Raw genomic sequence first — 11,166 nt, 5'->3', positions numbered from 1 at the left:
TCCTAAAAAAACAGACTGCAGATTTTTTCTGCCGACAGCCTCAGTTTGCGCTCCCGTTCACACCCTCAACAAACCAGTTCATAGAGAACAGCGCCGCCTGATCCAGCGTTTCGCCCCCTGCCACGGCCATGTTGCCTTGATTGTCGGAGATGGGGCCAGCCCAGATATCCAACGTGCCGGTTTTAAAGCCCTCTTCGGCCTCGGTTACCGTTTCCTCTGTGCCGTCGGCCAGATTGTACATCTCAGTCAGGCTGACAAGCCCTTCTTGCATGCCCAGCCACTGGTTGGTACCAGTCCATGTGCCGTCCACAATTCTCTGGACATCGTTCACGAAAAAGCTCTCCCAGTCACAGGCCGGACTGGCGAGGAAGGACTCGGGAATCGTCTCATAGCCGGACGTGGCGTACCCAAAGGAATATGCCCCCAGATTGGCGGCCGCGATTGCCGCGTTCAAGCTGTCCAGATACGCGATGACCACATCGGAGCCGCTGTTGACAAGCTCGGTGGCGATAGCGGTTTCCGTGGCCGGGTCAAACCAGGAGCCGGTCCACTTGACATTTACCGTTACGTTGGGATTGACGGACCTTGCGCCCAGCGTGAACGCGTTGACCATGCGGATGCACTCGGGGATGGGATAGGAGGCAAGATAGCCGATCTGATTGGACGCGGTCCGCATCCCGGCGATTATCCCGCACAGATACTCGCTCTGAAAATTCTTGGGGAAGAAGGTGGCCAAATTGTCCGCGTTGACACTGCCGGAATAGTGGTTGAAATAGACATCCGGGTACCGCACGGCCACATTGGCCACATATTCGCCATAGCCATAACTGGTGGCATAGATGACGTTGCAGCCCTGATTAATCAGGTTTTCAATGGCAACCTCGCAATCGGCAGACTCGGGAATGCTGAAGGCATAATCCACCTGATAGCCTGCGTTCTCCAGCGCTTTGAATCCCTGGCCCAGCGCATAGCTGAAGCCCTCCGTACCAAGCTCCGTATTGAAAACGGCACCGATGTGAATTTCTTCCGCCGTCAGCGCGGGAAGACCAGAGGCCGTGCTTGATACGCCGGAGGCAGAACCCAGGGTAGACGCTGCGGAAGAGCCGGCAGCTCCGGTTCCTGCTCCGCAGGACGCGAGGGACAGGATCAGCGCGCACGCCGCTAGCAGGGTGGCAAATTTTTTTAGTTTCATGGTTTTCTCCCTTCGATTTGCCCCTTATAATAAGCATAAGGGAACGTTAAGGTATTACCTATTTTGATTTCTTATGGCTAATCATATAGAAGCAGGATCGGTTTGTCAATTTTAGAATGTAATAAAAAATCGGCGGATTAAAAGCGAGGGTTTGGGGTATGTGTCAACCAAAGTGTGCGGCGCGTTCCCGAACGCTGCGTTCCCCTTATTCGCTTTTTCGACGCCTTTGTCTGCACAAACTGCGGGCTCTATAACGGAGAAAAAAGAACGATTGAGGGGGAAATTACAGCGTATTGGAACACGGATTGCCCAATATCTGTAACTGTACCGCAAAGTGGATCCGTTAACTGGTCTCAAATCCGTATTCCAAAAGTAAATAAAAAACCCCCTCAAAGCCTTGCGGCTCTGAGGGGGTTCTGGAAGGGTCAGAAGTGGTGCGGAATCTGAAGACCGAAAATTCACATGTTCAACCACCGGGTGAGGAATGCGTATCTGCCGCCGGGGCAGATTACCACTGCGCCCGGCGTTTTACGCACAACCCACCGTCAAAAGCACATTGGCAAAGGTTCTTCCCTCTCCGGTGGAGACTGCCACACGCAGGCAGTTTTCACCGCAGGCGCTGTAAAACGCCCATCGATCCAGCTTTTCCATGGCTGCGGCAGGTAAGAGCCGCTCAAATTCGCCGAAAATTTCCGGGGTGGAGCCGTCTTCCGGCTGCATCACTTCCATTTTTTCAAAGTTACATACGGACAGGAGGGCTTCCATCACTTGCGTGACGGTGGGAAGGCCGGGCGCAAGACCCAGAAAAACTTTCTCCGCGTCCCCGGTTTTAGATGCCAGAGGATAGTTTCCGTCGGCAATCAGCACCTTATCTCCGTGTCCGCAACGGGACAGGAAATGCAAAAGCGCAGGGTGAATCAGATTTCCGGTCAGCATAAAACCGCCTCCTCTCACTTCTCGCTGTCTCGGATTTGCCCCAGCTTTCCGCCGGGGTGGCAGCGGACGTATTCCTGTGCGGTCCAGTTTTGCTCGGCCTGAAGCGCCGCGCTTAAAGCTTGCAGCGTCACCAGCTCCGCCAGAACGGAGTTCCGGGGTGCACGGTTCATCGGGCCACCTTCCGCGCCCACGCCGGCATAGAGAAACGCATCGGACTGGCTTGCCAGCCAGCTCTCCGGATTTCCGGATACGCCGATGACTTTGCAGCCGTTGTTTTTAACGGCCAGAACGGTGCTCTTCAGCTCCGCCGTCTCGCCGGAATTGGAAATGGCAATCACCACGTCACCCGCCTCCAGCTGGCCGCAGGAGCCATGGACCGCTTCGGTTCCATGGAGAAAATAACATGCGGTTCCAGTGGAGGAAAACAGGGATGCCATATACGCAGCCACATGTCCTGGCTTACCGATGCCGGTGACGTGCAGTCTCCCACCCCCTGCTCGGGAGGTGAGGATTAAATTGGCCGCCTGTTCATAAGTCTCGCCGTCCAGCTTCTCCACAAACGCGGAAAGCTCCTCCTGGACGGAGGATAGAAATGCCGTCGCCGCCTGCTTGCTTTCAAGTTTCATAGCTGTTTCCTTTCTGTACGGGAAGCATTTCGTCAGCGGACGGGAATAGGTTCGCCGCTGACGAAGGACTGTGTTTGTAACTCTTATCGCAGAGCGTCCAGCTCTGTCAAGTCAACTTCAAGATACTCCCGCTCCCGCAGCAGGGCCTGCACTTCCTCCATGGTGGGAAGGGACGGCATGGCCCCCATTCGTGAAACGGTGATGGCGGCGGCGTGGGCGGCAAAGGCCAGCGCCTGCGCCCGCGGAAGCCCCGCCGCATGCGCCGTACAAAACGACGCCACAAAGGAGTCCCCCGCAGCGGTGGGGTCTTTCACCTGTGGCATTCTTACGCAGGGCGTGTAGTCAATGCCACCGGGGCCTACCGCCGAGGAACCGTTTTCCCCCAGCGTGATAATCACATTGTCCACGCCGCGGCTCTGCAAAGCCGCTGAGACGGCCTCTACATCGTCCTTTCGAATGCCGTGCGCATCCGCCCGCAGAGGAAGGCCTGCGATGGCCGCAGCCTCGTGCTCATTGGGAGAGAGATAGGTGACGCAGCGCAACAATTCCTCCGGTAGCGCCGCTGCCGGGGCGGGATTGAGCATCACGGGAACCCCCGCCGCCCTTGCATACTCCGCCACGACCATGTTGATCTCCATGGGAATTTCCAGCTGAAGCATCACCATGTCAAAACGTCCGATTTCGTCTTTCAGCCACGCCACCTGCTCCACGGTGGTGGAATAGTTGGCGCCGGGCACCACGGTGATGCGGTTTTGGGTGCCCCGCTCCGTGACCTCCAAAAGAATGTGCCCCACGCCGGAAGACGTGGCGGGATCTTTTTGAACATGACTCACGTCCACGCCGGCCCGCGCCATCGTCTCCAGCATCTCTTTTCCGAAGGCATCGTCGCCCACCTGTCCCACCATCACGACCTCCGCGCCCAGCCGGGCGCACTGAACGGCCTGATTTGCGCCCTTGCCCCCGGGCGCAGTGCGGAAATCAGTGCCGATGACAGTCTCACCGGATGCGGGGGCTTTGGGTGTGGACGCGATCAAGTCCATCATAAAGCTGCCTGCCACCAGAATTTTTGGCTTTTTCAGCATAGAATTGCTCCTCTCTTTCCGCTTCGCGCGGTGTCGCCGCTGATCGTTGGCGTTTTCATCATAGGCCGGGTCACCGCAAAATGCAAGGGAGAACCCGCGTATATTTGGGACCGTGGACAGCTCTTTCAGAAACGGTACAACGTCTGCTTTTTAAATTCCCAGCTGCTTGCGAACATACTTTTCCATGGCAATCAGCGCTTCCACCTCGCCCCGGGCGTTTTTGTCCAGCTTTGCCATGTCGGCGCTGCGGGCGTATACGCTCATGGGAACATCCTCCAGCTTCTGATGATATTTGCAGTTGCAGGGGTAAATACGCATCTCGATCATTCCCGCCATGGTCAGGAAGTGGGCCGCCATCTGCGCCCGTTCGGGATCCGAGTTCCGGTGATCATAAACCCACTTGTAAATCTCGGGGTGGAAGTTTGCCATAACGCCGCAATAGCCCTGTGCTCCGTGAAGCACACTGTCATACCAGGACTGAGCGTTGGCGTTGAAAATCTTCAGCGCCGTGCCCTCCACGGCGTTTAACCGTTCCCGAATCAGCTCATAGTCGCAGCAGGTGTCCTTCAGGAACACCATCCGTCCCTCCTTGCCGGCCTTACGGAGAAACTCCGTGGAGACCAGTCGCTTCCAAGGGGAGGGACATTCGTAGATTCCGAAATCTATCTCCGGATACCGTTCAAAAATTTCCCGGGCGTTGGCCTCAAAAGCGACCTCGCCCTCATGATCCTGATCCAGCCGGTTGCTTACCAGAACATACGCACCAATGCCGGGAATCCGCATCATATTCTCCAGCTCCCGGAACTGGGAGGGCTTGTCGTCGGCGGTGTGGCCGGAAACCACGATCTGGATGCGCCTGCCCACCGCATCCACGGTGGCCTTGGCAATATCCAGCTTCTCCTGAGGGGTGAGATAAAGCATCTCACTGGACTGACACACGGCGAAAACTCCGGCGCAGCCTTTTTCAACATACCAGTCGCACAGGCGGGCAATCGCCTGAAAATCAATTGTCTTATCGTCGTGATATGGGGTAATCATCACCGGCCAGATGCCGGAAGCGATAGTAAAAGCCATGATTCTTCTCCTTAAAAATGATAGACGTCCCCTCAGTTTGCGCTTACATCATATGAAACATCCGGGGTAGGAACAGCACCACATCAGGGATATAGGTGATGATGCCTAATACAAGCAGCATCACCACAATGGGCCACTTGATCTCTTTTATCACGTCCTTAAGCGGCGTGCCGGAAATTCCGGAGGTAATGAACAGGCACATGCCGAAGGGCGGCGTGGAGAGACCCACCATCATGTTAAAGACGATGATCAGACCAAAGTGGATGATATTCACGCCCAGCGCGTTGGCCACGGGCCACAGAATGGGAATCATCACCAGTTGAATCACCGAGGTGTCCACAAACATGCCCAAAATCAGGATGACGATGTTTACAATTATCAAAAACACATATTTGTTGTCCGTAATGCCAAGAAGCCAGTTTCCAATCATAACGCCGATTTGCTCTTTAGCAAAGATGAAGGAGATGGCGGAGGCCGCGCCCACCATAACGGAAACGGAGCCTGTGGAACGCACCGTGTCGATCAAAACCTGCTTGAAGCCGTTCCAGCTCAGAACGTGATAGCCGAAAATCGCCACGATCAAAGCATACAATCCCGCGATAGCACCCGCTTCGGTGGGCGTCATCACGCCGGTATAAATGCCCACCAGCAGAATGACCGGAGTCAACATAGCCCAGAAGGCTTTTAGGCAGTATTGGAGATAAGCGCGCAGCTTGGGCGGTTCACTCCGGGGATACTTGCGTACCCTTGCAACGAGGAACACATATACACCCAGTGCCAGCGCCAGCAAAATGCCCGGAACCATGCCGGCCATGAAGAGCGCGCCCACAGAGGCATTGGTCAGCATAGCGTAGATGACCATGGGGATGGAGGGCGGGAAGATGGGCCCGATGGTGGCGCTGGCGGCGGTGATGGCGCAGCTGAAGCCACTGTCATAGCCCTCCTGCCGCATGGCGTCGATCTCCATTTTACCAAGGCCGGAGGCGTCCGCCACGGCGGAACCGGTCATCCCCGAAAACACCAGCGAAGCCAGCACGTTTACGTGCGCCAATCCGCCGTGAAACCGCCCCACGATGCCTTTGCACACACCGAATACATACTCCGTGATTTTGCCTGCATTCATGATGTTAGCCGCAAAAATGAACAGAGGGACGGCAATCAGCGTGCCATTGGTAAACACCTGTTCAATGGTCTTTTGCGCCACCAGATGTAAGCTGCCCGTTTCACCCATCAGTACGGCGCCGATGGGCTGGCCGGACTGAATTGCACCCAGAATAAAATAAGTCATGCACGCCGTAATCATGCCGGTGGGAATGGGCATCCGCAACAGAAAAATTAAGACAAAAACCACAATGAAACCAATCAAAGGCAAGTATTCCATATTATTGGTCCTCCTTTTTGGCTTTGTCGATTTCCTGCTGAATGGAGGCCTCAACGGCTTGCTCCGCCTCGGACTTGCTTTCGCTCAGCAGTTTATTAATATACCGTTGGTCTCCCTGAAGGACCCGGATCTCCTCGTAAATATCTAAAAGCGAGTACACCAGAATGAATCCAAGGAAAATCACATAGGGGAAAAACACCAATGTCTTGGATATTTTCAGGATGCTGGTGACCTGCGCCCGGCTCATCAGTCCCCAGATATACCGAAGGGAGGGGATAAACGCCACTGCGAAGGTCACGGCAATCAGAAGATTGCCCAGCAAGGCGGTGAGCGCCTTTCCCTTGACGTCCAACACGTCATACAGCAGCGTGAAAGACACGTGGGACTTTTCCCGCTGCGCATAACAGGCGCCCAGAAGCACCAGCCATAAAAAGCACATCTGCTCGACCTCCAGCGTCCATGACTGGGGGTTGTTGGCGATATAGCGCATAAAAACCTGATAACAGAAAATCAAAAACAGTGCCACAAAGGCCACGATGGGAATATACAATTCAACGCAGTTGCGAATAAATCGCCCTACTTTTTTCAGGCCGTCCAAAAACATCTCTCCTCTCTGAAAGCGGACTTTGCTGACGGAAACCGGAAGTGCGGCGTTTAAGCCGCACGGAATTAAAAAAGCCGGGGGGCCGGTTTACCAGCCCCCCGGTTGGGATAGAGTGGTATGGATCAGGCCATCGCCTGAATCTGGCTCAGCAGGTCTTTGTCCCAGCTATCGGAGATGGAATCATTCAGATAGACGGACAGCACGTGGTCTGCAAAGGTGGCCACGTCGGCCTCATAGATTTTCAGACCCTTTTCCTTCAGGAAATCCTGAACCTCGGACTCCGTCTTCAGGTTCTGCTCGTCGCAGGACTGCCGGGCGGCTTCCACGGCCTGCATCACCCAACCCTGCTGGGTGGGGGTGAGAGAGTTCCACTTGTTCAGGTTCATGGTGGGCCACACGGAATCTACCAGATGGTTGGTCAGAGAAATAGACTTCTGCACCTCGTAGAACTTGGCGGACTGCACGGTGGGCAGGGGGTTATCCTGACCGTCCACAGTGCCGGTCTGCAGCGCCAGATACAAATCGTTGAAAGCGATGGCGGTGGGGTTTGCACCCATGGCCTTGCCCAAAAAGACCCAAGCTTCAGAGTTGGGCATCCGCAGATTCACGCCCTTGAGATCATCGGGGGTCTTAATGGCGCGGTCTTCGGAAAGGCTGATCTGGCGGGTGCCCAGATAAAATGCGCCCAGAGGAAGAATGCCCTGCTCGCTGGCGATTTTCTGGAAAACCTCTTTGCCGATGTCGCCATTGAGAACCTTGGTCATGTGATCATAGCTTTGGAACACATAGCCTGCGGTAAACATGGAAATCCAAGGAGAGCCGTCGGTCAGCCAGGAGGCGGAGCTGTAAATCATGTCCACGTCTCCGTTTTTCAGGGCGTCGGTCTCGGTGTCCTGGCCGTACAGCGTGCCGGAATCGTAGCACTCCACGGTCATGTTGCCGCCGGAGATTTCCTCCAGCGTGTCCTTAAAGACCTTTTGCGCAGCGCCATGCGCATCGGTGGGGACGGCGGCGATAGAGAAAATCAGGTTTACCGGGTCCCCCACGTCGCTTGCGGCGGCAGAACCGGAACCGCCCGCAGAACCGGACGCAGCCGGGGCGGAGCCGCTGCCGCAGCCGGCCAGCATACCCGCCGTCATTACCGAAACAGAAAGCATTGCAAGAGCTCTTTTCCAATTTTTCATCAAAATATCCTCCTAAATAAAATCGGTGCGTTTTGATAATTTTCACGCCTTCTGGCGTTGGGACACAGATTAGTGATAAATGCGCTCGCGCATACGTCGCGCTGTGTCGATCACCAGCTTGGAGCAGTGCAGCAGCTTTTCATCAGTCATGGCACTGACTGGTCCCGAGGTACTGATGCCGGCCACCAGCCGCCCTGTTCCGCTGAATACTGGCGCGCCAACGCAGCGGACATTGTATTCCCGCCCGCAGTTGTCGATAGAATAGCCCCGCCGTCTGGTGCGCCACAGCTCTTCAATGATCTGATCATGGTCGATCACTGTGGCGTCGGTAAAGGGCGTGCGGACCGGAGTAATGTGCTTTTCCCACTCCTCCTCCGGCATGGCGGATAGAATGGCCTTGCCAATTCCCGTGCAATAAAGCGGCGCGTGTTCTCCCAGCATATCGCGGTAGGGCAGTTCCTGCATCCGCGCTATGGGATGGGCCACATAAAGATAAAGGACATCTGTCCCATGAGGAAGGCCAAAATAGACAATCTCACCGGTTTTGTTTGCCAAATCCGTCAATAAGTCGTACACAGCCCTAGGATATCCAAGATGCTGGTTAATAATGTAAGAGAATTCCAGCAACTGAAGCCCCAACGCATACTTTCCGTTGGGCTGCTTTACAACATATCCACCTTGCTGAAAGGTTGTCAGAATATTGTGTGCGTTGCTTTTGGTAATGTGGTTCATTTCCGCAAGCTCCGTCACGCCCAGTTCCGGCGTGTCCACGGAGAAACATTCCAAAATCCGCAGCGCCTTCGCCAGAGATTTGACTTTGGGATCCTGTGCCCAGTTCATTCCAATCTCTCGTTCACTGTTCACTATTAAAGAACACCTTTCTTTATTGTGATGTAATTATATAAAGATCAGATGGAATTCGCAAGCGATTAAAAAAAAACTGTGATTTTTTTAGAGTTATACGTTTACGTAGCTTTAAATTTAATCAGGCGTTTCTGAATGATGAACGTTTTTCTTTTTTTTTGTATAAAAAGTCTTTTTCACCTGCGATGTGGTCCGTCTGTCCATTTACAAAGCGCGTCGCCTCGTGTACAATTCCGGAGAAATGGGCGTGTTTTCGCTCAATCTATAAACGCCGCCCCGGCGGTTAAAGGAGACGGTTTACGATGCTTTACGACACAACAGAACATCTTCTGGCATATTCCTCCCTGTCCCCCCGGCTGGAGCGGGCCTTCCGCTTTCTTGCGGAGACTGATTTTTCCGCCCTTCCTGATGGCCGCATCGAGCTGGATGGGACGGACGTGTTTGCCGACCTGAGCACCTATGAAACGCGGCTTATCAATGACACGCCGGAAGCTCATCGGAAATACATTGATGTGCAGTATCTTCTGCGTGGAAAAGAGCTGGTGGGAGTGGCCCCTCTATCTACCATGCAGGAGGAGCTGTCCGGCGATGTGGCGCGAGATATCTGGTTTTACCGCGGCCCAACAGAGCAACTGACCCTGAGCGGCAGTCGGGTTTTGGTTTTGTGGCCGCAGGACGCCCATGCTCCCTGCGTGGCGGTGGGTGCGCCGGAGACGGTTCGCAAGTGCGTAGTCAAGGTGCGCAAGGGCTAAGACTAGCACTCTTTTCGCAGCGATGAAACATGGCGGCAAGGGATGTGTGCGTAACATGAAAGTGGTACTGAGGCATAGTCAACATTTCTAACAGTGCGTGTCAAAAGGGAACACGGTTTTAAAGATTACGCGTCCTGTGCGTTCCCCCTGATGGCCTGCTAATATTGCATATGGCTGACAATGTACAAACTTCCCCTTAGAGCCTTTTGGCTCTAAGGGGAAGTGTTGGTAGACGATGCAGGGCTCGAACTTATGCCCTGACAATTCCCCAAAGAGACAGCTTTTTGCGGGAATCCATGATTGCACCGATGGGCCGCTTGCGCCGGATTACCGCGCCTTCTGGCCGCACCGGCTCAACATGATCGCGATTTGGGCGCGGCGATGGTAGGCACCGCTCCAGTGGTGGTGGGGTTGGTGGCAGCCGCGGTTTCGCCGCCATTGCCGTCGGTGCTAATAACGGCCTTGCCAAGCAACAGCTCCAGAATCTGAGCAGGTGTTTTGTTGGCATAGTCGTCCGGATCGGTGAGCGCACCAGAGCCGTCCAAGGTCCACGTGAACTTGCCCGCGTTAGATCCCGTGAAGGAAGTGTAATCGTGATAATCCTTCAGTACCGCATCATAACGCTGGCTCCAAAGAGGATAGTAGACGTTCATATAACGGGTTGCAAGATCGAAGGCTTCGCAGGTTTTTCCCGTATTCTTTGGATTCAACGCGCTGATCTGCACGCCGCCGCCGGGCTGGCCAGTCTTGCTGTTAGAGGGCGTGGAGTGCATGATGACGATGCTGCCGTCATCGCATGTGCCAAGGCAAATCCACACGTGGCCGTTGATACTAAAGATATCGCCTACATGGAAATCACTGCCGGCGTGGCTTGTGGGCGCAGAAAAGCTCTGTGTCCATGCCCCCCAGTTCTGTGTCTGTGCAAAATTCTTTGCCATTTTTGTGGAACTCATCACGTAGCCATTGCCGCCGCTGGTGGCGTTCAGTGTGTTATAGGTCACCCAAGCCACATAAGCGGAGCAGTCGATACCCGCGTAGTAATACTGGTTCCAGCTATTGTAGGGATAGTAGGAATGAGCAGCGTCCTTATTGGCCGCGCTGCCGTCTTTGTCTCTATAGGTATAGTTTGCGTCATGAGACTGGAAGAAGTCAATCCAGCTCTGGGGAAGCCCGATGGTAGTGGCCTGATTGCTGGAACCTACGTCCTGCCAGTCCCATGCGCCGCCGTAAATATACAGTGCGGTGCCCACTGGCTCCAGAGCCGTGGCCAAGAAGTTCTTCAGCGTTTTGCTTCCCGGAGTCCCGTTTACCGGAGCGGAGTAGGGCGCCGCCAAGAACATCTTATAAATGTGATCGGCCACGTCGTTGGTCTTAAAGACCCGAACGGTATCACCCACTGACAGGGTGTCCTCGTTCACGTTGACAAGACCGGCTGCGGGACTAATGCAATAGATTGCCGAGTTTTCGTCGG

Annotated in this window: 10 protein-coding genes and 1 pseudogene; 1 reads left to right on the top strand and 10 read right to left on the bottom strand. The window is 54.7% G+C overall.

The window, feature by feature from the left end:
• Positions 1 to 40: 40 nt before the first annotated feature.
• The 9 genes from RT018_RS01600 to RT018_RS01560 all read right to left on the bottom strand — a co-directional run bounded on the left by RT018_RS01600 (position 41) and on the right by RT018_RS01560 (position 8,943).
• On the bottom strand, positions 41 to 1,192 hold the full coding sequence (locus RT018_RS01600) for a BMP family ABC transporter substrate-binding protein (protein ID WP_312938798.1): 1,152 nt from the start codon (positions 1,190 to 1,192) through the stop codon (positions 41 to 43).
• A 528-nt stretch (positions 1,193 to 1,720) separates the two neighbouring features.
• Positions 1,721 to 2,128 carry an RbsD/FucU family protein gene (locus RT018_RS01595; protein ID WP_312938797.1) on the bottom strand — a complete coding sequence of 136 codons (408 nt, stop codon included), beginning with the start codon at positions 2,126 to 2,128 and terminating at the stop codon, positions 1,721 to 1,723.
• Between the two features lie 14 nt (positions 2,129 to 2,142).
• Positions 2,143 to 2,754 carry an SIS domain-containing protein gene (locus RT018_RS01590; RefSeq protein ID WP_312938796.1) on the bottom strand — a complete coding sequence of 204 codons (612 nt, stop codon included), beginning with the start codon at positions 2,752 to 2,754 and terminating at the stop codon, positions 2,143 to 2,145.
• Between the two features lie 83 nt (positions 2,755 to 2,837).
• Positions 2,838 to 3,836 (bottom strand): ribokinase, encoded by a 999-nt coding sequence (locus RT018_RS01585; protein ID WP_312938795.1) that lies wholly within the window; start codon positions 3,834 to 3,836, stop codon positions 2,838 to 2,840.
• A gap of 150 nt (positions 3,837 to 3,986) precedes the next feature.
• Positions 3,987 to 4,910 carry a dihydrodipicolinate synthase family protein gene (locus RT018_RS01580; RefSeq protein ID WP_312938794.1) on the bottom strand — a complete coding sequence of 308 codons (924 nt, stop codon included), beginning with the start codon at positions 4,908 to 4,910 and terminating at the stop codon, positions 3,987 to 3,989.
• A gap of 43 nt (positions 4,911 to 4,953) precedes the next feature.
• Complete coding sequence (locus tag RT018_RS01575) at positions 4,954 to 6,291, bottom strand: TRAP transporter large permease (RefSeq protein ID WP_312938792.1); 1,338 nt, start codon at positions 6,289 to 6,291, stop codon at positions 4,954 to 4,956.
• A 1-nt stretch (position 6,292) separates the two neighbouring features.
• Entirely contained in the window at positions 6,293 to 6,889 is a 597-nt protein-coding gene (locus tag RT018_RS01570) for a TRAP transporter small permease (RefSeq protein WP_312938790.1), read from the bottom strand.
• A 128-nt stretch (positions 6,890 to 7,017) separates the two neighbouring features.
• Positions 7,018 to 8,079: a sialic acid TRAP transporter substrate-binding protein SiaP gene (locus RT018_RS01565; protein ID WP_312938789.1), complete on the bottom strand. Its 1,062-nt coding sequence runs from the start codon at positions 8,077 to 8,079 to the stop codon at positions 7,018 to 7,020.
• A 69-nt stretch (positions 8,080 to 8,148) separates the two neighbouring features.
• Positions 8,149 to 8,943, bottom strand: coding sequence for an IclR family transcriptional regulator (locus tag RT018_RS01560; protein WP_312938788.1), 795 nt, complete (start codon positions 8,941 to 8,943; stop codon positions 8,149 to 8,151).
• Between the two features lie 302 nt (positions 8,944 to 9,245).
• On the opposite strand from RT018_RS01560, the gene RT018_RS01555 reads away from it, so the two are divergent.
• A complete protein-coding gene (locus RT018_RS01555; RefSeq protein ID WP_312938787.1) occupies positions 9,246 to 9,695 on the top strand; it encodes a YhcH/YjgK/YiaL family protein in 450 nt (149 codons plus the stop codon).
• 353 nt (positions 9,696 to 10,048) lie between these two features.
• On the opposite strand, the pseudogene RT018_RS01550 reads toward RT018_RS01555, so the two are convergent.
• Positions 10,049 to 11,166, bottom strand: a pseudogene (locus tag RT018_RS01550) (hypothetical protein); the annotation flags it as partial.

The sequence above is a fragment of the Oscillibacter sp. genome, from assembly GCF_032060045.1.
Lineage (GTDB): Bacteria > Bacillota > Clostridia > Oscillospirales > Oscillospiraceae > Oscillibacter.
The sequence above is the reverse complement of the archived record's forward strand: the minus strand, read 5'-3'. Positions and strand labels throughout refer to the sequence as shown.

Excerpts from the sequence above, each read along its gene's own strand:
- RT018_RS01600 (WP_312938798.1), bottom strand. The coding sequence starts at position 1,192 with ATGAAACTAAAAAAATTTGCCACCCTGCTAGCGGCGTGCGCGCTGATC.
- RT018_RS01595 (WP_312938797.1), bottom strand. The coding sequence starts at position 2,128 with ATGCTGACCGGAAATCTGATTCACCCTGCGCTTTTGCATTTCCTGTCC.
- RT018_RS01590 (WP_312938796.1), bottom strand. The coding sequence starts at position 2,754 with ATGAAACTTGAAAGCAAGCAGGCGGCGACGGCATTTCTATCCTCCGTC.
- RT018_RS01585 (WP_312938795.1), bottom strand. The coding sequence starts at position 3,836 with ATGCTGAAAAAGCCAAAAATTCTGGTGGCAGGCAGCTTTATGATGGAC.
- RT018_RS01580 (WP_312938794.1), bottom strand. The coding sequence starts at position 4,910 with ATGGCTTTTACTATCGCTTCCGGCATCTGGCCGGTGATGATTACCCCA.
- RT018_RS01575 (WP_312938792.1), bottom strand. The coding sequence starts at position 6,291 with ATGGAATACTTGCCTTTGATTGGTTTCATTGTGGTTTTTGTCTTAATT.
- RT018_RS01565 (WP_312938789.1), bottom strand. The coding sequence starts at position 8,079 with ATGAAAAATTGGAAAAGAGCTCTTGCAATGCTTTCTGTTTCGGTAATG.
- RT018_RS01555 (WP_312938787.1), top strand. The coding sequence starts at position 9,246 with ATGCTTTACGACACAACAGAACATCTTCTGGCATATTCCTCCCTGTCC.